The 19,735-nt window shown below is 51.7% G+C and carries 20 protein-coding genes and 1 tRNA gene; 9 read left to right on the top strand and 12 right to left on the bottom strand.

Going from position 1 to position 19,735, the window contains the following annotated elements; all coding sequences use genetic code 11:
* The first annotated feature begins 274 nt into the window (after positions 1–274).
* The 3 genes from E9531_RS08805 (at position 275) to E9531_RS08795 (ending at position 3,014) form a co-directional block, all read left to right on the top strand.
* Positions 275–1,261, top strand: a complete 987-nt coding sequence (locus E9531_RS08805; protein WP_244610058.1) for an ABC transporter substrate-binding protein — start codon at positions 275–277, stop codon at positions 1,259–1,261.
* A 91-nt stretch (positions 1,262–1,352) separates the two neighbouring features.
* The gene (locus tag E9531_RS08800) at positions 1,353–2,228 is read left to right on the top strand and encodes an ABC transporter ATP-binding protein (protein WP_136573395.1); all 876 of its coding nucleotides are present in this window, start codon (positions 1,353–1,355) and stop codon (positions 2,226–2,228) included.
* 18 nt (positions 2,229–2,246) lie between these two features.
* Entirely contained in the window at positions 2,247–3,014 is a 768-nt protein-coding gene (locus E9531_RS08795) for an ABC transporter permease (RefSeq protein ID WP_136573488.1), read from the top strand.
* An 80-nt stretch (positions 3,015–3,094) separates the two neighbouring features.
* On the opposite strand, the gene E9531_RS08790 is transcribed toward E9531_RS08795, so the two are convergent.
* The 6 genes from E9531_RS08790 to E9531_RS08765 all read right to left on the bottom strand — a co-directional run bounded on the left by E9531_RS08790 (position 3,095) and on the right by E9531_RS08765 (position 9,103).
* Positions 3,095–3,901 (bottom strand): aspartate/glutamate racemase family protein, encoded by an 807-nt coding sequence (locus tag E9531_RS08790; RefSeq protein ID WP_136573394.1) that lies wholly within the window; start codon positions 3,899–3,901, stop codon positions 3,095–3,097.
* A 9-nt stretch (positions 3,902–3,910) separates the two neighbouring features.
* Positions 3,911–4,675: a GntR family transcriptional regulator gene (locus E9531_RS08785; RefSeq protein WP_136573393.1), complete on the bottom strand. Its 765-nt coding sequence runs from the start codon at positions 4,673–4,675 to the stop codon at positions 3,911–3,913.
* Positions 4,676–4,752: 77 nt separating this feature from the next.
* Positions 4,753–5,637: an ABC transporter permease gene (locus E9531_RS08780; RefSeq protein ID WP_211343404.1), complete on the bottom strand. Its 885-nt coding sequence runs from the start codon at positions 5,635–5,637 to the stop codon at positions 4,753–4,755.
* Between the two features lie 15 nt (positions 5,638–5,652).
* Positions 5,653–6,561, bottom strand: a complete 909-nt coding sequence (locus E9531_RS08775; RefSeq protein ID WP_136573391.1) for an ABC transporter permease — start codon at positions 6,559–6,561, stop codon at positions 5,653–5,655.
* A gap of 141 nt (positions 6,562–6,702) precedes the next feature.
* A complete protein-coding gene (locus E9531_RS08770) occupies positions 6,703–7,968 on the bottom strand; it encodes an ABC transporter substrate-binding protein (RefSeq protein ID WP_136573390.1) in 1,266 nt (421 codons plus the stop codon).
* 97 nt (positions 7,969–8,065) lie between these two features.
* Positions 8,066–9,103 carry an ABC transporter ATP-binding protein gene (locus tag E9531_RS08765; protein WP_136573389.1) on the bottom strand — a complete coding sequence of 346 codons (1,038 nt, stop codon included), beginning with the start codon at positions 9,101–9,103 and terminating at the stop codon, positions 8,066–8,068.
* Positions 9,104–9,397: 294 nt separating this feature from the next.
* Here E9531_RS08765 and trmB point away from each other — a divergent pair, with 294 nt between their 5' ends.
* From trmB to E9531_RS08745, 4 genes are all read left to right on the top strand, one after another.
* Positions 9,398–10,159: a tRNA (guanosine(46)-N7)-methyltransferase TrmB gene (gene trmB, locus E9531_RS08760; protein ID WP_136573388.1), complete on the top strand. Its 762-nt coding sequence runs from the start codon at positions 9,398–9,400 to the stop codon at positions 10,157–10,159.
* A 74-nt stretch (positions 10,160–10,233) separates the two neighbouring features.
* A complete protein-coding gene (locus E9531_RS08755) occupies positions 10,234–11,331 on the top strand; it encodes a GGDEF domain-containing protein (RefSeq protein ID WP_244610052.1) in 1,098 nt (365 codons plus the stop codon).
* 231 nt (positions 11,332–11,562) lie between these two features.
* Positions 11,563–12,831 carry an ATP-dependent Clp protease ATP-binding subunit ClpX gene (gene clpX, locus E9531_RS08750; RefSeq protein ID WP_136573387.1) on the top strand — a complete coding sequence of 423 codons (1,269 nt, stop codon included), beginning with the start codon at positions 11,563–11,565 and terminating at the stop codon, positions 12,829–12,831.
* Between the two features lie 160 nt (positions 12,832–12,991).
* Positions 12,992–13,065, top strand: a tRNA-Cys gene (locus E9531_RS08745).
* Positions 13,066–13,127: 62 nt separating this feature from the next.
* Here E9531_RS08745 and E9531_RS08740 read toward each other — a convergent pair.
* The 6 genes from E9531_RS08740 to E9531_RS08715 all read right to left on the bottom strand — a co-directional run bounded on the left by E9531_RS08740 (position 13,128) and on the right by E9531_RS08715 (position 18,813).
* Positions 13,128–14,033 carry a tyrosine-type recombinase/integrase gene (locus E9531_RS08740; RefSeq protein WP_244610051.1) on the bottom strand — a complete coding sequence of 302 codons (906 nt, stop codon included), beginning with the start codon at positions 14,031–14,033 and terminating at the stop codon, positions 13,128–13,130.
* A gap of 36 nt (positions 14,034–14,069) precedes the next feature.
* Entirely contained in the window at positions 14,070–14,966 is an 897-nt protein-coding gene (locus tag E9531_RS08735; RefSeq protein WP_136573386.1) for a rolling circle replication-associated protein, read from the bottom strand.
* Positions 14,967–15,017: 51 nt separating this feature from the next.
* Positions 15,018–15,395: a hypothetical protein gene (locus tag E9531_RS08730; protein ID WP_136573385.1), complete on the bottom strand. Its 378-nt coding sequence runs from the start codon at positions 15,393–15,395 to the stop codon at positions 15,018–15,020.
* Between the two features lie 1,134 nt (positions 15,396–16,529).
* Positions 16,530–17,495 carry a tyrosine-type recombinase/integrase gene (locus E9531_RS08725; RefSeq protein WP_244610050.1) on the bottom strand — a complete coding sequence of 322 codons (966 nt, stop codon included), beginning with the start codon at positions 17,493–17,495 and terminating at the stop codon, positions 16,530–16,532.
* Positions 17,488–18,384, bottom strand: coding sequence for a rolling circle replication-associated protein (locus E9531_RS08720; RefSeq protein ID WP_136573384.1), 897 nt, complete (start codon positions 18,382–18,384; stop codon positions 17,488–17,490). The genes E9531_RS08725 and E9531_RS08720 overlap by 8 nt, the downstream gene beginning before the upstream one ends.
* 51 nt (positions 18,385–18,435) lie before the next feature.
* Entirely contained in the window at positions 18,436–18,813 is a 378-nt protein-coding gene (locus tag E9531_RS08715; RefSeq protein ID WP_136573383.1) for a hypothetical protein, read from the bottom strand.
* Positions 18,814–19,099: 286 nt separating this feature from the next.
* Between E9531_RS08715 and E9531_RS08710 the strand changes: the two genes are divergently transcribed.
* Both E9531_RS08710 and E9531_RS08705 read left to right on the top strand, forming a co-directional pair.
* Positions 19,100–19,369 (top strand): YlcI/YnfO family protein, encoded by a 270-nt coding sequence (locus E9531_RS08710; protein ID WP_136573382.1) that lies wholly within the window; start codon positions 19,100–19,102, stop codon positions 19,367–19,369.
* Between the two features lie 2 nt (positions 19,370–19,371).
* Positions 19,372–19,680, top strand: a complete 309-nt coding sequence (locus E9531_RS08705) for a type II toxin-antitoxin system RelE/ParE family toxin (RefSeq protein ID WP_136573381.1) — start codon at positions 19,372–19,374, stop codon at positions 19,678–19,680.
* Positions 19,681–19,735: the final 55 nt, after the last annotated feature.

The raw sequence follows: 19,735 nt of genomic DNA, 5'->3' as shown, positions 1-19,735 counted from the left end.
TACGGTCGTCAAATGAGCGTGTGCTGGGGCAGTACGAGTAAACATGGTGCGCAGGCTAGTGTTGCAGGTTTGTATGTTCAGCGAGAAGGATGGGCATGGCAATGCATACAGCTGAAATTAAGAGGTGTATGCAATTTTCGGCATCGATTTTGCTTATGGATACGCTTTACATCGTGTGTTGCAAGCTGCAATCGTGCGCTTGTGGCCTGATCAACAGGAGCCTATACCCATGACTTTACGAATCGCCGCCAGATGGTCTTTGTCTGCAATAGCCATGGTTTGTTTGAGCGCTGCAGTGCAAGCGCAAACCCCTATTAAATTTCAGCTTGATTGGCGGTTTGAAGGCCCCGCTGCATTATTTACCCACCCTGCTGCAAAAGGGTATTTCAAACAGGAGGGGCTGGATGTTACGGTGGATTCAGGCAATGGTTCTGGTGGTGCTGTGACACGAGTAGCCTCAGGCTCGTATGACATGGGGTTTGCAGATTTGGCCGCGCTCATGGAGTTCAATGCCAATAACCCCGATGCACCCAACAAGCCTGTGGCGGTGATGGTGGTCTACAACAACACACCGGCAGCGGTGCTGGCGTTGAAGAAAACCGGTATTGCAACGCCTCAGGAACTTGAGGGCAAGAAATTGGGCGCGCCTGTGTTTGATGCTGGGCGCCGGGCATTTCCGTTGTTTGCGCAAGCCAATAGCATCAGTAAGGTGGAGTGGACCACGATGGATCCGCCGCTGCGCGAAACCATGCTGATGCGTGGCGATGTTGATGCGATTACGGGTTTTTCTTTTACTTCTCTGCTGAACCTGGAGACACGGGGTATCAAGGCTGAGGATGTGACTGTCTTCAGCTATCCGGACTATGGCGTGAAGCTCTATGGGAACGTCATCATTGCATCGCCTGAATTGATCAAGAGCAATCCAGCTGCGGTAACGGCATTTTTGACGGCTTTTTCCAAAGGAGTCAAAGAAGTGATGGCAGATCCGAAGACAGCGATTGAGTCAGTCAAGGCGCGCGATGGTTTGATCAATGTGCCTATGGAAGAGCGGCGTTTGGTTATGGCCTTGGATGCAGTGGTCAACACCGCTGATGCACGCAAAGAAGGCTTTGGCCGCTTGGATAAGGAACGTTTGGCGCAGGTCGCCAAACAAGTTGAGCAGGTCTTTGAGACCAAGCAACCGATTGTGCTGGATGAGGTGTGGAATGGCAGCTTGCTGCCTGACGCTGCATTGCTGGATACGGTGCTGCCTGCGCGGTAAATGCTGTGCTGATCGAAGGGCGAACTTGTGCCTTATGGCGCACAAGTTCGTTCAGTGCAGACACGACCGTTGAAAGAAGAAAAGGATTGTTATGAACGCGCACCCCACCCAAGCAGCCCAAACAACAGAGTCTGATGCGCGGCCATTTGTGGAGTTTCGAGATGTATGGCTGGCTTACAACGAGGAGCTGCTGCAGGCGAACCAATTCGCTGTTGAGGCCATTGACTTGCATATTCGGCAAGGCGAGTTCATTGCTATTGTGGGTCCTTCGGGTTGTGGAAAATCGACCTTCATGAAGCTCACTACAGGTTTGAAAATGCCTTCAATTGGGCGTATCCGGATTGATGGTCAGCCTGTAACAGGGCCTTTGAAAATCTCTGGTATGGCGTTCCAGTCGCCCTCATTACTGCCTTGGCGCACCACTGTAGACAACGTATTGCTCCCCTTGGAAATCGTGGAGCCTTACCGTTCCAGCTTCAAAAAAAATCGCAAGGAATACGAAGCACGTGCACGCAGGTTGCTGCAAAAAGTGGGTTTGGCAGGCTACGAGGACAAGTACCCTTGGGAGTTGTCGGGCGGAATGCAACAGCGCGCCAGCATTTGTCGCGCGCTGATTCATGAGCCTAAGATGCTGCTGCTCGATGAGCCGTTTGGGGCACTTGATGCGTTTACCCGTGAAGAACTGTGGTGCATTTTGCGGGACTTGTGGACGGAGCAGCAGTTCAACGTGATTCTGGTCACGCATGATTTGCGAGAGTCGGTTTTTTTAGCCGATACCGTGTATGTGATGAGTAAAAGTCCGGGGCGCTTTGTGGTCAAGCGTGAAATTGACTTGCCACGCCCACGCGAGTTAGAGGTGACCTACACCAAGGACTTTACCGATCTTGTGCTGGAGCTGCGTGGCCATATTGGCGCGATTCGCCAAGGCAGCCCAGCTGCAGCAGGCCAAGCCGTGATTAGTCAATAAAAAGAGGAGATGAGCAGGATGAAAAACTTCAAGCAGTTTGAACGCTGGTCTCCTTGGATGTTGTTGGTTGGCATTGTGGTGCTGTGGCAAATCATCTGCTCAGCATTGCAGATCAGTGAGTTTATTTTTCCCAGTCCGGTACGGATTTGGGAGCAGTTCTGGCAATTCAAAGAAGTCATTGCAGGGCACGCATGGCGGACCTTCTGGGTCACGATGGCAGGCTTTGGGCTGTCCATTGTGGTGGGCGTGCTGTTGGGGTTTTTGATTGGATCATCGCGCTTGGCATATGCCGCTGTATACCCGTTGATGACGGCTTTCAATGCCTTGCCAAAAGCCGCCTTCGTGCCTGTTTTGGTGGTGTGGTTTGGTATTGGGGTTGGGCCTGCCGTGCTGACCGCTTTTCTCATCAGCTTCTTCCCCATTACGGTCAACATTGCAACGGGTTTGGCAACTCTGGAGCCTGAGCTGGAGGATGTGCTACGTGTACTGGGCGCCAAGCGCTGGGATGTGCTGATGAAAATAGGCTTACCGCGCTCATTGCCGTATTTTTTCGCTTCTTTGAAGGTGGCAATCACATTGGCTTTTGTGGGCACTACCGTTTCAGAGATGACCGCGGCCAATGAAGGCATTGGTTACTTGTTGATGGCGGCGGGTTCATCCATGCAAATGGCTTTGGCATTTGCGGGGCTGATGGTGATTGGCGCGATGGCCATGGCCATGTATGAGTTGTTCAGTTTGATTGAAAAGCACACCACAGGCTGGGCGCGCCGTAATTCACAGGGGTGATGGCTTGCGGGAGTGACGTCCGCTAGCTGTAAACGGGCACTCTTATTCTGGCGCGTTGGCTAGGCGCTGTTTATGGTGTCTTAAGCACGATTGGCCAGCAATGCCTCCAGTGCGGTAGAGAGCCCGCTCCAGCGAACAGCTGCGCCAGTACATGGCTGCGGTGATTGCGTTGGTGGTTCGCATCGCATCTGGTGCGAGATATGGCGCGCTGCGGCGTGCACACTGTCGATCAATGGAACGGCCACATGCGCTTGAATCTCTGCGGCCATGCCAGTCAAGGCGGCGCCGCCGATGATGATGGCATCAACCTCGTGCGTTTGCAGTTGTTGCTGGCAGGCTTGGCGCAACATCTCCAATGCCGCAGGGCGGTTTGCCATTAGCTGCGCCCCTGTGAGTTCTACGGTTGCAATGTCCTTCAGGGTATGGTCGCAGTGCAGCGCCTGCGCAAGGCGCTGCAGCATGGGGCGCCAGCGTTCCCCTCCTGTGACGATGCCAAAATTTCCATGCTGTGCCGCTACCGTAAAGGCGCCTTCGGCCAAGCCCGTTACCGGGATAGGCGCCAACTCACGCATGGCCAGCAAGCCGGGGTCACCAAAGCAGCCAATCACGATGCCGTCCCACGGTAAGAGGGCGCCGTTGTGTCCGGCGACTTTGCCTGCCCAAGCATCCAGGCAAGCATGGCTGGCAATGGTGTACGCCACTTCAGAGGAAATGTAGGCAGGCCCAAAGTGTGCGGTGGTGGCCTCGACTTCATACGCAGGGCCGGGTTGTGCACTGTTGTGTAGCAACTGGGTGCGAATGTGCTGCTGCAGCAGTGCGGTGACTTCGACACTGGTGTTGGGGTTGATGACCAGTAAACGTTTGGTCTGGGTGGGTGCGCTGCGCATGGTGTTGGATTACCCCAGAATGCTGGATAAATCGGGCTTGCTGTCTTGCTGCCGGGAGAACTGCAGGGTTGCTTCCAGATCTTGCAGATGCTCCAGAATCAGCTGCTTGGCCATGTTGGCATCGCGTAGCGCAATCGCATCGACCAGGCGTTCATGCTCACGGCATGACTCTTGATAATGGCTGGGGGTGCTGTGCTGGTTGTGCAATGTCGAAAGACCTGGGCCGCCATAGAGCATGAGTACCAAAGACGTGCGCGAAATCAAGTCGTGCAAGATATCGGCCAGCGTTTGTTGCTTGGCGCCCGCAGCAATGGCCAGGTGGAACTGGCCTGAGAGGCGAATAGCGCTATGCCGGTCTCCTTTGAGCAAGGCGGCATGCTCTTCGCGAATGCATTGGCGCAGGGTTTTGACTTGGGCCTCTGAGGCACAATCAATAAAGCCTTGTACCAAACGGGGCTCAATCAAACGACGTGCTTCAAAGACTTCCAGCGCATCTGTTTGCGTTGGGCTGGCCACTTCAGGACTGCGATGCGGGCGCAGAACAATCAGTCGGTCGTGTGCTAGGCGCGTCAAGACAGGACGAATGCGTGTGCGTGAGACGCCGAATATTTGCGCCAGGCGGTCTTCGGCTAAGCGCGTTCCCGGGGGTAAACGGTGCTCCAAAATGGCGTTGACCATGCGTGCATGCATGGTTTCATCGCTCAATGGGGCCTCGGCAGGGGCCGGTTGTAAGGGCTCAGTTGCTGTTTTGCCGCGTTCTGTGGTGCTCAACATAAAGAATGGCTCGCCTTTTTTCGCTGGAGCGAAATTGTGGCACGGTATGCGAGGTTGTTGTGTGCAGTGCTGGTTTGTTATGGTCGCGCGGTGCGACGTGCGTTCAGTAGGCGGATCAATAACAGCGTCAGACCAATGGCGGCCAACGACACCAAAGTGGTGACGGTGCCTAATGCGTAGATGGCTGGTGTGGTGACGGTGGTGGTCAGTCCTTGGAGTTCCAGGGGAAGTGTGTTGACGGAGCCAATGGCTTGTGAGGTGCGCGCAATTTCATCCCACGAGAGAGTAAAACCAAACATGCCGATGCCAATGACAGAAGGCGCAATCAACGGCAGCACCACATGGGCAAAGCGCTGCCATGGTGAGGCGCCTAAATCATTGGCCGCTTCTTCGTAGGCGCGGTTGAAACGGTTGAACACGGCAAACATGATCAACAGCCCAAAGGGCAAAGTCCAGGTCAAATGCGCGCCCAGTGCAGAGGTGAAAAGCCCTAGACTGGTATTGAAGTTGTCCAGCGCATGCGTGGCATTCAATATCTCCAGCAGTTGGCGAATCCAGCCGTCCACCAAGCGAAATTCAAGCGCGATGCCCAGCGAAACGATGATGGAGGGCATGATCAGGCTGGCGATGACTACCAGAAACAGGATATGGGCGCCTTTGAATCCACGGCGAAAAGCCAGCCCTGCAAGTACTGAGAACACCACGGTGATCAGCATGACCGCAGTGCTTAATGCGAAGGAGCGCTTGAGCGCAGCGCCAATATCTACGACGCCTAGGCCTTGGGCCAATTGGCCAAACCAATGTAAAGAAAACCCCCGCATGGGGAAGGTAAGGCCGCCTTCAGGCCCTTGGAGGCTCAAAGCGAAAATCACCATCGTTGGGCCGTACATGAAGGCCACAAACAGCGCGAAAACAAAGGCCAGTAGCCAAAAGCTAGCAGGGCGTGTATCAACAACTCGCATCAACGCGTCTCCTTTTCACAATTCTTTGCGGATATCGACCAGGCGCGTGAGTGCCCAGATCATCATCATGACCACCACCAACAGAATGACCGCGTTGGCCGCAGCCAGTGGAAATTGCAGGTATTGCGTTTGCACTTGAATCACTTTGCCCACGGATGCGATTTGCTGGCCACCCATGACACCAATCGTGACGAAGTCGCCCATCACAATCGTGATAACGAAAATGGAGCCGATGATGATGCCTGTTTTGCACAAGGGAATGATCACATTCCATAAGGTTTGCCAGCCACTGGCGCCACTGTCATTGGCCGCTTCAATCAGACTGCGATCAATGCGCATCATGCTGTTGAAGATGGGCACGATCATGAACATGGTGTAGAGGTGGACGAAGGCCAATACGACAGAGAAGTCAGAGTACAGCAGCCAGTCCAGCGGGGTTGAAATGATGCCCAGCTCGATCAGGCTCTGGTTCACCAGTCCATTGCGGCCCAGCAGTGGCATCCAGGAAATCATGCGGATGACATTGGACGTCCAGAACGGAATTGTGCAGAGCACAAACAACAGGGTTTGCATGGTGGTGCTGCGCACATGAAAGGCCAGAAAGTACGCAACGGTAAACCCCAACACCAAAGTGATGAGCCAGACCAGCAGGCCAAACTTCAGCGTAGACCAGTATGTGCGCAGTGTGACGCAGGGGTCACTGAGGTTGCTGCAGCCACGAAAAATGGCGCTGTAGTTGTCTAGCGTGAAACCAGGAATCAACTCGTACTGGTTGTAATTCCAGAAGCTCACCATGCCGATCAGGCCCAAAGGAATCAAGAAGAACAGCAAAAAAACAATGCTGATGGGCAAAGCCTGAAACCAGGCAACCCAACTGCGGGTTAAGGTCCGTCGCTGGATAGGGGGGGGGCTAGATGCGTTCATGGTGTGTGCTGCCATCGCAGAATGAGTCTGCAAAAAGTGGGGAGCAAGGCTGCCATGCGAGCAGAGTCTTTTGGAGGGGCTCTGCTTGCGCGCAACGTTTTTCCGCGTGCGCGTCAAGGTCAAGTCTTGCGTGATGCTGGTTTAAGCCGCCACGAATTCATTCCATTTCTGCACCATGTAGTTGTTTTCATCCATCACCGCGTTCCAGCAGGCGATGGCACCCATGCGGTCTTCGTAACTGCCGCCATCGCGAATTTCACCTGCCTGGGCAATGACCGATCCCTGTGGGCTCTTGATGTCTTGGGTGGCTGCTTTGCCTTCCATCCAATAGGCCCATTCGTAGGGTTCCATATGGGCCTGTGCGGTCTCCAGCACTGCGCTGTAGTAGCCCTGGCGGTTGAGGTAGGCACCAGCCCACCCATCGAGAAACCAATTGATGAATTCATACGCAGCATCGAGCTTGGCGCCTGAAAGCGTGCTGGGCAACCCGAAACCTGACGCCCAGGCGCGATAGCCTTCTTTGAGTGGTTGGAAGAGGCAGTCAATACCTTGGCTGCGCACTGCGGTGACAGCAGGGCTCCACATGGATTGGATGACCACTTCGCCGGACGCCATCAGGTTGACCGATTCATTGAAGTCTTTCCACAGTGCACGAAACTGGCCTGCACGCTTGGCTTCGATCAAGGTTTTGATCGTCAGGTCGATCTCGGCTTTGGTCATGTTGCCTTTGTCACCATATTGGTGAATGCCTTTGGCCTCCACCACCATGGCAGCGTCCATGATGCCAATGGAAGGAATGTTCAGAATGGAAGCTTTGCCTTTGAATTCTGGGTTGAGCAGTTCTGCCCAAGACTCCACGGGACGGCCAATCAGGTCGGGGCGAATGCCCAGTGTGTCGGCGTTGTACGTGGTGGGAATCAGTGTCATCCATTCTGTCGGCGCCGAGGCGAAAGTTTTGCTGCGCTCACCTTCGAGGAAGATCACCTTTTTCGGTGCGGTGCCTTGGTCACCAACGGCTTTGCCGTTGACAGTGCCGTTGGTAAATAGCGATGTGATCTTGCCTGCGTTTTTCACGCGTTTGACATCAATACCCTTGAGGTTGCCTGTAGGAACGATGTTGCGTAGCGAGAAATATTCGGTGTCGATCAAGTCAAAGCTGTTGGGCTGTGTGACTGCACGGCGTGAGACTTCATCGGTGGTCACGGCCACATATTGCAGCGTGATACCAGTATCTTGTTTGAATTTTTCGGCAATTGTTTTGTCTTGGTTGACGGCCGTGCCCAAGTACCGCAGTACAGGTTTTTCCTGTGCGTGAATCGCGGGGAACAGACCTGTAGCCAATATGGCTGCGGTTCCTTTCAGAACGCTGCGGCGTTGCATTGGTAAAAGTTTCTTGGCATTGGACATGGCACTAACTCCTATAAATAAAAAGGAAAGGCAAAACGAAAGAGCAAAGAGAAACAGGCAATGGGTGAAGTCGTTGGCACGATTGGGCGTGGCGTGTTTACTGGGGCAGTGGATGTGCCTGCTCTGGCTGCCAATGCATGACTGCACGTTGGCCTACCCCGAACGGGGTGCGCGTGAATTGGTGCTCCGGAACCATGGCAGAGAACTCAGCTGTGGCGTGCAAGGCGCGTTCACGGCCCTCTTGTTGCATACCCAGCAGGATGTAGGTGCCCTGATATTCGACATCCGTGATTACCACGGGCAAGCGTGCTGTAGTGGTGTTGAAACTTGAGTTTGGTGCGCTGACCTGCACATGGTCGGTGCGCACGCCGATCTTGCCTTGGGCAGTCTCAATGATGTTATGCCCACCCATGAAGCGAGCAACAAATTCCGATGCGGGCTGGTTGTAGACGGTATGGGGGCTGCCTACTTGCTCGATCACGCCGTTGTTCATCACGACCATTTGATCGGCCAATGCCATGGCCTCTTCTTGTGAATGGGTGACGTGGATGAACGTCAGCCCTAGCTCTTTTTGCCAGCGCCGTAATTCCGCACGCATCTGAATGCGTAAGAAGGGGTCAAGTGCAGAAAGAGGCTCATCCAGTAGCAACACCCTGGGCTGCGTGATCAGGGCACGAGCCAAGGCCACGCGCTGCTGTTGTCCGCCAGACAGTTCTGCAGGTTTACGCTCAGCCAAATGTCCCATGGCTACGCGTTCTAAAAGCTCTTGGGCTTTTGCATGCCGCTGGGGCTTGGGCATGCCTTTCATCTTCAGGCTAAAAGCCACATTGTCGAGCGCACTCAAGTGGGGGAACAGCGCAAAGCTTTGAAACATCATGGCCGAACCGCGGGATGAGGCAGGAAGGTCGGTGATGTTTTTGTTACCCAGCAAGATGTCTCCGCCACTGGCGCTTTCATGACCTGCAATCATGCGCAAGGTTGTACTTTTGCCGCAACCTGAAGGCCCAAGAAGACAGCAATAACTCCCGCCTTCGACATAGAGATTGATCGCATCGACGGCCGGTTTACCAACGCCGTAGCGTTTGGTCAGGGCGACGACTTCGATGGAGGCGGGTTGCGTATTGATGGTGTCCATGGCAGAGAGCTATGCAAACACCATGCCAGAATTGTATGCAGTATTTATTGTAAAACTGTATGCAGTTTTTTTTGGGGGGGAGGGGATGATTTTCTGATTACTTGCACAACGGCAGGCCTATCTTGCGGGTGCATGCGGCGCTTTGCGTCGTGCGTGGCTGCAGGGCTTGCTTCGCTGGTACTAAGGAATACGGCACAATCTCAGTTTTGAGATGTGCTTGCAACTGCGCAGAAGGGATGGGACTTTTTATGTTCAACCATTCGCGTTGTTTCAAGCCTTAGCTGCCTTACTGCGATGACTGCAGACCAAACCAATCTTCCTTCTTCTTCCGTGCCCGATTCTGAGGCACCGCCGCATTTCAAACGCATTCGTAGTTTCGTCGTGCGTGCCGGGCGCACCACAACGGGGCAACAGCAGGCCATTGATGCACTGGCCAGTCGTTACGTCTTGCCATTCAATCCTCAGTCCTTAGATTTTGATGCCGCCTTTGGGCGCCATGCTCCTGTGATTATGGAAATTGGTTTTGGCATGGGCGATGCCACTGCCACTATTGCCAAAGCTCGGCCAGAAGACAATTTTTTGTGCTGCGAGGTTCATACCCCTGGCGTTGGGGCTTTGCTCAAACGCATTCAGGAAGAGGGTATTGAAAATATTCGTATTCTTCAACATGATGCCGTAGAGGTTCTACAGCACATGGTTGCGGCCGAGAGTTTGGCCGGGGTGCATATTTATTTTCCTGATCCCTGGCATAAAAAACGCCATCACAAGCGCCGTCTTATTCAGGCCCCTTTTGTAGAGGCTTTGATCAAGCACATTGCACCAGACGGATACCTGCATTGCGCCACTGACTGGGAAGAATATGCCTACCAAATTCGCGACGTTTTGCAAGGCTTTCCTGCACTTGCGAATGCAGGCGAAGAAGCCGACGAAGGTTTTGCTCAGCGCCCTTGGTATCGCCCCATCACGAAATTTGAAAAGCGTGGCCTGCGCTTAGGCCATGGCGTATGGGATATCGTCTTTACAAAGCGTAATCAAAGATTGAATGACACTGTTTGAGCGGTATTCAAGTGGTTACGGTAGACTGGATTTCATCCTTGTTGGCTGTCTCCATATGTTGATTGCCTGTTTTTATGTCTGAGTCTGCAACTATCGCGCCCATTCTGCAAGACCTGGCCCGAATGACCGGCCAGCGCAACCACTTGCGCTTGGAGATTTCAGTGGTGACGACACTTTCGCGCCTACCGCGTGTGTTGGATGTCACGATGATGGACCTGCTGCAGGAAAAAGGCATAGATTACGTGCTTGTTAAGCATCACGAGTCAGGTCAAGGGGATCAGGATTGCCCTCACTATGCAGCAGGCAAGAAGCTGGAAGAGATGCTCCCTTTGGCCCAGTACTCACATGTTCGTCAGGCGATTCTCGAAAACCGCGGGCACGCTGTAGCAACATGGCAAGACGGCGTCCATCAAGGCCACTGTATTTGGTTGATTGTCTGGCACCAGCAACAGGCTATGCAATGCATTGAGCTGCGCCAGCTTGAGCCTTTTGATGCGGCGCGTATCGAGTTGATTACTTCGGTTTTTCAGGTCTATCAAAACTACCATGATCTGTTGGACTATAGCGAGCGTGATTCACTCACGGGCTTATACAACCGCAAAACATTTGATGATTTACGCTTTAAATCGGTGAATGCGATTCCTTTGAGTCCGCAAGCCCGTGCTGCTGCCCAGCGTCGGCACTCCGATCAGGATCAACTTGCCTGCGAATCATCTCAGCGTGCGTTGTCTGATTGGCTGGCCATTATCGATATTGATAACTTCAAGCAAATCAACGACCAGTTCGGGCATTTGTATGGCGATGAAGTCCTGATCTTGGTAGCCAATTTATTGAGGCAGAACTTTCGCAATACTGATCGTGTATTTCGCTATGGAGGCGAAGAGTTTGTCGTGTTGTTGCGCGCTGCTGATCAAGCTACAGCGGTTGGCGTTTTGGAGCGTTTAAGGCTATCGGTAGAGGGATTTCGCTTCCCTCAGGTCGGTTTGGTGACGGTCAGTATCGGTTTTTCGCACGCGGGTAACTTCATGCTGGCGGATCTGCTCGATCAGGCCGATCGTGCGCTTTACTATGTCAAGCGCAATGGGAAAAACCAAGTGGCATACTACCAAGAGTTGCTGGCCTCTGGTAAGGTACACGGCCCGGTGCAAAACAGTGAAGTCGATCTCTTTTAACTTGCTTGAGCACGTTTGTCTTTGTGACGTTGTCAGCAAGGCAATTAGCCCAGATTGATATCCTGCCTTCTTGGCTGCGGGGCATACATTTTTAGGTTATAACGCCTGCGTATTGACATGCATCAGCGTGCGTGGTTTGTGTTGGGCTGTATGCCTGCAGCGATTTGTTTCGCTCAAGCATGGTTGTATGCGATAGTCCCTCCGGTTTTATGTTTCAAAGGTATTGTTTGAATGGCTGAGAAGAAAAATCCTTCTGGCGAAAAAACGCTCTATTGCTCGTTTTGCGGCAAGAGCCAGCATGAAGTCAAGAAACTCATTGCAGGCCCTTCTGTGTTCATTTGCGATGAGTGCATTGATCTGTGCAATGAAATTGTGCACGATGAAATGAAAGAGGTAGGTGCTGAAGCGGATGCGCGCCCTAACTTGCCAGCACCGACAGAAATCAAAGCCAATCTGGACAATTACGTTATTGGGCAAGACAAGGCCAAACAGGCATTGGCGGTTGCTGTGTACAACCACTACAAGCGCTTATGGCACAAAGACCAAGGTGGCGCCAAAGATGATGTGGAACTGTCCAAAAGTAATATTTTGCTTATTGGCCCGACAGGCTCAGGCAAAACCTTGTTGGCTCAAACACTGGCCAAAATGCTCAATGTTCCTTTTGTGATGGCCGATGCCACCACATTGACCGAGGCCGGTTATGTTGGTGAAGACGTTGAAAACATCGTCCAGAAGCTCCTGCAAAGCTGCGATTACAAGGTTGAAGAAGCCCAGCGTGGCATTGTCTATATTGATGAAATCGACAAAATTTCCCGCAAGGCAGATAACCCGTCGATCACACGTGATGTCTCCGGTGAGGGGGTGCAACAAGCGCTGCTTAAGTTGGTAGAGGGTACGATCGCCAGTATTCCCCCGCAAGGTGGACGTAAGCATCCAAATCAAGACTTTCTGCAAGTCGATACAACCAATATCCTGTTTATCTGCGGTGGTGCTTTTGCTGGGCTTGAGAAAGTCATTGAGAATCGCACAGAAGCCTCGGGTATTGGCTTTGGTGCTTCTGTGAAATCGAAAGCAAGCCGCAGCATTACGGAGCTGTTCTCTGAGATTGAGCCAGAGGATCTGATCAAATACGGCATTATTCCTGAGTTGATTGGGCGCTTGCCTGTGGTAACGGCTCTGACTGAGCTCGATGAAAGTGCTTTAGTACAAATTCTGACTGAGCCGCGCAATGCGTTGGTCAAGCAATACGCCAAGTTGTTCGGCATGGAAGACGTCGAGCTTGAGATTCGCCCTGACGCCCTTGTTGCCGTTGCACGCAAAGCGATCGCTCGTAAAACGGGTGCTCGCGGCTTGCGCTCAATACTTGAGCAGGCCTTGCTCTCTACCATGTATGAGTTGCCTTCTATGAGCAATGTTCAAAAGGTGGTTGTGGAAGAGGCAACCATCACTGAAGGAAAAGCGCCTCTGATGGTGCTTAGAGATGAGGTCAAAAAAGCCTGATTAGGACAAACTTGGTTTCATCGTTCTCTTATCCGCAAAGATGCCTTGAGTCCATCAGGTTTGAGTTTTTAGGGCGGAATACAGCTAAGTAAGCACCAAGCCTGCGTAAAGGCAAAAAGTTGTGTAGAATCCGCTTTTCTGTAGAAAACTTGCAGAGTTTGGCGCGATAGCAAAGAGGTTATGCAGCGGATTGCAAATCCGTTTAGCCCGGTTCGATTCCGGGTCGCGCCTCCAAATAAATCAAGGGCTTACACGGTTTTCCGGTAAGCCCTTTTGTACACCTGATGTACACGCTTCTATCTCAAGCGCAATGGCATCACTTTTGTGCCTTGGCGGGAGCGGACATAGTGCTCTGTCATATCCCGTTTGCTGTGGCCTAAAAGCTGTTGAGCGTGGGTGAGATCGCCAAGATCGGTAGCAGCCTTGGCGCGTATGTCGCGAAACTGAAAAAACACGCCTGCCGCTTGTCGTGCCTTTTCAAAGCCTTGAAACAAGGCTGCATAGCTGATGGGCTCGCCGTTATCACGCTGCAAAATCCAATCACCTTTCTTTGTCACCTCTCGGTTGTTGATGCGTTCGATGACCGCAGCAAGATCGCCAGATAGATCAATCGCCAAACGTGCACCGGTTTTGTTCTGTCGCACATGCAATGCACCGCGATACACATCAGCCCATTTCATTTTCAGTAGATCGGCTGGACGTTGTGCGGTCAGATAAGCCAAATCCATGGCATCGGCTACCACCGGGCTTGCAGCACGTTTGACAGCGGAAAACTCATCATCCTGCACATAGCGTGTGCGACCAGTCTCACGGAAGCCGCGCACGCCTTGGCATGGATTTGCGGCATTGGTGTAGCCCCATTCCCGTGCTTTGTTGAAGATGTGCGAGAGCAGGGCTTTTTCTCTGTTGGCACGAACTGGAGCAGATTCGCCGCGTTCATCCATGTACTTGCGCACATGAAAAGGCTGTACATCGCCAATGCGCATCGCTCCAAAAGCACGCAAGAGGTTAGGCATTTCCGCTTCATTGTCTTTGCGCGTGCGTGGGGCTTTTTTGGGCATCACGTCTCGCATGTAGCGCTTGATGACTTCTGCCACCGAATCAGGCGCGTCTATGGTGGTATTGGCTTCAACTTGGCTTCTTCCAGATTGCTGGATAGCGGTGTCCAGATGCGGTTGCGGCCTTTGGTCGTGTGAAACCACATGCGGCCCTTTTGGTTCAAGCGTGGGGGAACCTTCTCAGGCATGTGACTCTCCCAACATGGAGTAGGGGCCGTGGTAGTCGATGCCGCCAATAATGTCGAAGACCTGATAGACAAAAATTTTGCCTTCAGCAACCAGAACTTGCCATGGACTGCGCAGCACTTCACCGCTTGCCATGTTGACTAGGCCAAGCCCTTTGATGCGTTTGATTGGTGTATTGACACCGGCTATGCGTTTAAGCCAACTGGCGTAATTGATCCAACGGCAGATGGCGCGTGCAGAAGCGTCTAAACCACCACGCCCACTGAGCCTGCATCCTTTTGGAAAGCTGCCTTGGCTGTCCATCTTCGATAGGTACTTGACCATGTAGCCTACCGCGTTGCGTGCCCATTCAATCTTGGTCATGCCATGCGGCCACCAGCCTTGTTTATCGGGCTTTGGCAGGGTCAAGCCTTTGGGTAGCCAGATCAACACATGGTAGTGGAGCGCACCACGTTTTTGTAGCTCTGCCACCCACACGTAATGCAGCTTGTAGCCACGTCTTGCCATCCACTTGCGGGCTAAATCCAAGAACCGTGAAATGTGCTTAGGCTCGAAGTCGTCAACGCCCCGATAGGTCAAAGTGACCATAGCCGCTTTGTAGCGTTTTGGGCCTAGTGCTTGTTGCAGTAGGTTGGCAGCCGAGGGGATTGTTTTTCTGAGTCTTTGGACTCTTGTCTTTTTGGGGTCAATTTCAAGAAAGTCACGATAGGTCGTCGCACTTGTTGATATTTTGACAAGCCCAGAAGCAGGCGTTCCGCCCGCTTCTTGCAAGCGCCCCGATGCCGCGCCAGTCTCCCCGCAAGCGGGGCCCCTCTGCGCGTCATGCGAGGCGCTTGCAGATGCGGGAGCAGCGCTAGGCGCTGGTTGTGTAAAACGAATAGGGAATTTCATACTCCCTATTTAAAGGGAATATAAAATTCCTGTCAAGGAATTTAAAGTTCCTTAATCCTGAATCGTACGCTTATCCAACTGGATCGGCGGGCGCTCGTCGCCTGAAACCAACTTCCAGAAGCTGGAAACAGACTTGATCAGCTTGAAGGCGTTGGTACGGTCTGCATCAGGCCCGTACTCTGGGAAGGCTTCCCGTACCTTGATGCCTAGGATGCCTTCGTACTTGGCAATGGTCTTTTTGCTATGGATGACATGCAGCACTTTCCAGCCAAAGTGAAAGCCCACCATGTACATGCCTAGCGCGGATTCAAGCTCGTCAATTTGCAGCCCTGTTTGGCGGATGGCCTTGTCCATCACCGCATAGCGCTCTTGCATCTCTTGCTCATTGGCCGGAGGTGTTTTGGTATGAATGGGGGTAGGTGCAGTCATAGGCGAAGCATAGCAGGTAAGGGAACTTGAAACCACTGTCACCTAGTCGGTGACCTGGAGGCGGAGCCCCGCCCCCAACGCCGTTGACCATGGATAAGCCGTCCTGACCACAACACGTTACCCACCGGCTATGCCCGTGGATAACCTGATGTGGACAGCCCTTCGGGTTCGACGGTTTACCCACCGTCTAAGGGCTCCCCTCACCCATTTTTATATTAGATAATTTAAGAAGTAATATTTAATTCTTATGGTTAATTGAAATGATTTGTTTTTTTAGATGATTTTTATTTAATGTTTATTAGATTGAAATTGCTTTCATTTCTAATGCACATTTCTTTGGTTTTCATATTAGTGAAAACGACGGCTGATCCAATCCGTTCGATATAAACCCATGTCGAGGGATGGTTTGTATTGCATATTTCGCTTTGCACTAGAATTTTTGCATTTAAGTTATTGTTGTTTAATGATTTTTTTCCGTTCCAGTATCCAAAAGATGCTGATAGAGATGCTAGAGATAGTAAGGCGGCTATAAAAATTGAACTAGAAGATTTGTTTTTTATATAGTCAAGTATTGAGGTTAATAAGAATGTTGTTGATAATAATATTATTATGATTGTTCGAGCCTCGGTGGTCGAATTTTCTGGGTTCAACCCGTAGTTCTTTATTATTAAGTATATAAAATAAGTTGTGGCTAATGTGAAAATTGCGAGACATGTAAAGCTAAGTATTTCTATGTTTTTTTGTGATTTAAAGTTGTCTTTATTTATTAATGAAAGAGATATTACTAATGGATATAGAATTATGTAAAGAATTGATGATAATGGCAGGGATATTATATCCTTGATGCTCAAATATGGTATGACGTTGATGTTGAATGGAGCCCAAAATGCGATCGTGTAAATGAGGCTGTTAGCTACAGCAAGACCATACAAGACGATTGATGGGGCTAGTTTTTGTGATTGCATGGATTCTTGATTTGACGTATCTTGTTGAGTTATAAGTATATCTTTTTAGATTGCAAATCCGTTTAGCCCGGTTCGATTCCGGGTCGCGCCTCCATATAAATCAAGGGCTTACACTATAAAAGGTGTAAGCCCTTTTCTACATCTCTTCTACACACGATCTACAGCGTCACTACCTCAGGCGTAGCGGCATGACTTTGACGCCTTGCCGTGACCGTACATAGTGCTCTGTCATATCGCGTTTGCTGTGGCCAAGCAGTTGCTGTGCGTGGGCTAAGTCGCCTAGGTCGGTTGCTGCCTTGGCGCGAATGTCGCGGAACTGGAAGGACACGCCAGCAGACTTACGTGCTTTCTCAAACGCCACAAACAAACCGTGGTAACTGAGCTGGTGGCCGCAGTCGCGCTGTAAGACCCATTCGCTACGCTTTTCAACAGGGCGAGATTGGATTCGTTCCAGTACATGCGCCAGATCGCCTGATACCTCAATAGCCAGTAGTGCCCCCGTTTTATTCTGGCGGATGTGTAAAGCACCGCTGTGTATATCTGCCCATTTCATTTTGAGCAGATCGGCAGGGCGCTGCGCAGTCAGATAGGCTAAATCCATTGCATCCATGACAAATGGCTTTGCAGCTTGTTTGACAGCCGCAAACTCTCCATCAAGCACGTAACGAGAGCGTCCTTTCTCGCGGAAGCCCCGTACACCTTGGCATGGGTTGGCTGCGTTGGTGTAGCCCCATTCACGGGCTTTGTTGAAGATGTGCGATAGCAAGGCCTTTTCACGATTGGCACGCACTGGCGCTACTTCGCCCCGTTTGTCCATGTAATTGCGTACATGGAAGGGTTGTACATCGCCTACGCGCATAGAGCCGAATGCGTTCAGCAGATTTGGAATCTCTGCTTCGTTGTCCTTGCGTGTGCGTGGTGCTTTCTTGGGCATGACTTCGTGCCTGTAGCGCTTGATGACTGCGGCCACAGAATCGGGATGCTCAGGTGATGATGCGGCCTCAGCTTGAGCCCATAGGATCAATGACTCTTGAAAGTCGCGAGATAGTGCCGTCCAGATGCGGTTACTCCCTTGCGTGACGTGGTACCAGACCGAACCCTTTTTGTGCATGCGTTTAGGTGTGGTTTCAAGCATGGGCTTTCTCCAGCATAGAGTAAGGGCCGTGGTAGTCAATGCCACCGACAAGCTCGAAGACTTGGTAGACGATGATTTTTCCTCCCGCAACGATTACTTGCCAAGGACTGCGCAGCACTTCCCCGCTTGCCATGTTGACCAGGCCAAGCCCTTTGATGCGTTTGATGGGGGTGTTGACACCGGCTATGCGTTTGAGCCAGCTTGCGTAATTGATCCAGCGGCAGATGGAGCGTGCCGAAGCGTCTAGACCGCCACGACCGCTGAGTCTGCAACCTTTTGGAAAGCTGCCTTCGCTGTCCATCTTCGATAGGTACTTGACCATGTAGCCTACCGCGTTGCGTGCCCACTCAATCTTGCTCATGCCATGCGGCCACCAGCCTTGTTTATCGGGCTTGGGCAGGGTCAAACCTTTGGGCAACCAAATCAACACATGGTAGTGGAGTGCACCGCGTTTTTGCAGCTCTGCAACCCACACGTAATGCAGCTTGTAGCCGCGTCTTGCCATCCACTTGCGGGCTAAGTCCAAGAAGCGTGAAATGTGCTTGGGCTCGAAGTCGTCAACACCCCGGTAGGTCAAGGTGACCATGGCCGCTTTGTAGCGTTTTGGACCTAGGGCTTGTTGCAGCAGATTAGCAGCCGAGGGAATTGTTTTTCTGAGTCTTTGGACTCGTGTTTTTTTGGGGTCAATTTCAATGAAGTCACGATAGGTCGTCGCACTTGTTGATATTTTGACAAGCCCAGAAGCAGGCGTTCCGCCCGCTTCTTGCAAGCGCCCCGATGCCGCGCCAGTCTCCCCGCAAGCGGGGCCCCTCTGCGTGTCATGCGTGGCACTTGCAGATGCGGGAGCTGCGCTAAGCGCTGATTGTATAAAACGAATAGGGAATTTCATGCTCCCTATTTAAAGGGAATATAAAATTCCTATCAAGGGATTTAAAGTTCCCTAATTTTGAATTGTGCGTTTATCGAGCTGAATCGGCGGGCGCTCGTCGCCTGAAACCAGCTTCCAGAAGCTGGAAACAGACTTGATCAGCTTGAAGGCGTTGGTGCGGTCCGCATCAGGTCCGTACTCTGGAAAAGCCTCGCGCACCTTGATGCCTAGGATGCCTTCGTACTTCGCAATGGTCTTTTTGCTATGGATGACATGCAGGACTTTCCAACCAAAGTGAAAACCCACCATGTACATGCCTAGCGCGGATTCAAGCTCGTCAATCTGCAGCCCTGTTTGGCGGATGGCCTTGTCCATCAACGCATAGCGCTCTTGCACCTCTTGCTCAGTGGCCGGAGGTGTTTTGGTATGAATGGGGGTAGGTGCGGTCATAGACGAAGCATAGCAGGTAAGGGAACTTGAAACCACTGCTACCTAGTCGGTAGCCTGGAGGCGGAGCCCCGCCCCCAACGCCGTTGACCGTGGATAAGCCGTCCTGACCACAACACGTTACCCACCGGCCATGCCCGTGGATAACCTGATGTGGACAGCCCTTCGGGTTCGACGGCTTAACCACAGTTTAAGGCTCCCCTCACCCTGATTGACCTTAAGCGACGAATTGCAAAGGCATGCAAGATTAGATATGATGCATTGCAATTGCAACGCAAAAGGTAATTTTATGAAAACAGCCTCATTCCCATCTTTACGCGTAGATCCTCAGCTCCGCCAAGATACTGAAAGCGTTTTACAAAATGGCGAAAGCCTATCGCAGTTCATCGAAAAGGCAGTTAGGAGTCAAGTCGAAGTCAGAAAAGCCAATGCCGAATTTCTTGCCAGAGGCTTGGCTTCACGTGATAAGGCTCGCATTAGTGGTCAGTATGTGAGTGCTGATGCGGTGCTAGAAAAATTAAAAACCAAACTTGCAACCGTCAAAGCGAAAAGCGACTAATGATGCATTACACGGTTCGCTTAACGCCGGAAGCAGAGGAAGATTTGTTGCGCTTATATGAGTTCATACTGGAGCGCGATCTGGATGGATACGAAACCGCTGAATGTGCTTTGACGGCAATTCAAAAAGGATTCGATTTTTTAAAAATATTGCCCTATAGCTGCCGTAAAGCAGATGTTAGTAGACCATATTTGCGCGAATTGGTTATTTCATTTGGTGCATCAGGATATGTGGCACTCTTTGAAATTGAACCAGATCAAATAGTTACCATCATTGCTGTACGACATCAAAGAGAATCAGATTTTCATTAGAAATGAAAAACGTTTGCTAGGGAGACTCTGCAAAAGCCTAAAAATCAACACAGCA

Origin of the sequence: Lampropedia puyangensis, from assembly GCF_004833285.1 — a bacterium.
In the GTDB taxonomy this organism is placed as follows: Bacteria; Pseudomonadota; Gammaproteobacteria; order Burkholderiales; family Burkholderiaceae_C; genus Lampropedia; species Lampropedia puyangensis.
The sequence above is the reverse complement of the archived record's forward strand: the minus strand, read 5'-3'. Positions and strand labels throughout refer to the sequence as shown.

Excerpts from the sequence above, each read along its gene's own strand:
- E9531_RS08800 (WP_136573395.1), top strand. The coding sequence starts at position 1,353 with ATGAACGCGCACCCCACCCAAGCAGCCCAAACAACAGAGTCTGATGCG.
- E9531_RS08705 (WP_136573381.1), top strand. The coding sequence starts at position 19,372 with ATGCATTACACGGTTCGCTTAACGCCGGAAGCAGAGGAAGATTTGTTG.
- E9531_RS08765 (WP_136573389.1), bottom strand. The coding sequence starts at position 9,103 with ATGGACACCATCAATACGCAACCCGCCTCCATCGAAGTCGTCGCCCTG.
- E9531_RS08780 (WP_211343404.1), bottom strand. The coding sequence starts at position 5,637 with ATGCGAGTTGTTGATACACGCCCTGCTAGCTTTTGGCTACTGGCCTTT.
- E9531_RS08730 (WP_136573385.1), bottom strand. The coding sequence starts at position 15,395 with ATGACTGCACCTACCCCCATTCATACCAAAACACCTCCGGCCAATGAG.
- E9531_RS08790 (WP_136573394.1), bottom strand. The coding sequence starts at position 3,901 with ATGCGCAGCGCACCCACCCAGACCAAACGTTTACTGGTCATCAACCCC.
- E9531_RS08785 (WP_136573393.1), bottom strand. The coding sequence starts at position 4,675 with ATGTTGAGCACCACAGAACGCGGCAAAACAGCAACTGAGCCCTTACAA.
- E9531_RS08735 (WP_136573386.1), bottom strand. The coding sequence starts at position 14,966 with ATGAAATTCCCTATTCGTTTTACACAACCAGCGCCTAGCGCTGCTCCC.
- E9531_RS08805 (WP_244610058.1), top strand. The coding sequence starts at position 275 with ATGGTTTGTTTGAGCGCTGCAGTGCAAGCGCAAACCCCTATTAAATTT.
- E9531_RS08770 (WP_136573390.1), bottom strand. The coding sequence starts at position 7,968 with ATGTCCAATGCCAAGAAACTTTTACCAATGCAACGCCGCAGCGTTCTG.
- E9531_RS08795 (WP_136573488.1), top strand. The coding sequence starts at position 2,247 with ATGAAAAACTTCAAGCAGTTTGAACGCTGGTCTCCTTGGATGTTGTTG.
- E9531_RS08720 (WP_136573384.1), bottom strand. The coding sequence starts at position 18,384 with ATGAAATTCCCTATTCGTTTTATACAATCAGCGCTTAGCGCAGCTCCC.
- E9531_RS08775 (WP_136573391.1), bottom strand. The coding sequence starts at position 6,561 with ATGAACGCATCTAGCCCCCCCCCTATCCAGCGACGGACCTTAACCCGC.
- E9531_RS08755 (WP_244610052.1), top strand. The coding sequence starts at position 10,234 with ATGTCTGAGTCTGCAACTATCGCGCCCATTCTGCAAGACCTGGCCCGA.
- clpX (WP_136573387.1), top strand. The coding sequence starts at position 11,563 with ATGGCTGAGAAGAAAAATCCTTCTGGCGAAAAAACGCTCTATTGCTCG.
- trmB (WP_136573388.1), top strand. The coding sequence starts at position 9,398 with ATGACTGCAGACCAAACCAATCTTCCTTCTTCTTCCGTGCCCGATTCT.
- E9531_RS08725 (WP_244610050.1), bottom strand. The coding sequence starts at position 17,495 with ATGCTTGAAACCACACCTAAACGCATGCACAAAAAGGGTTCGGTCTGG.
- E9531_RS08715 (WP_136573383.1), bottom strand. The coding sequence starts at position 18,813 with ATGACCGCACCTACCCCCATTCATACCAAAACACCTCCGGCCACTGAG.
- E9531_RS08710 (WP_136573382.1), top strand. The coding sequence starts at position 19,100 with ATGAAAACAGCCTCATTCCCATCTTTACGCGTAGATCCTCAGCTCCGC.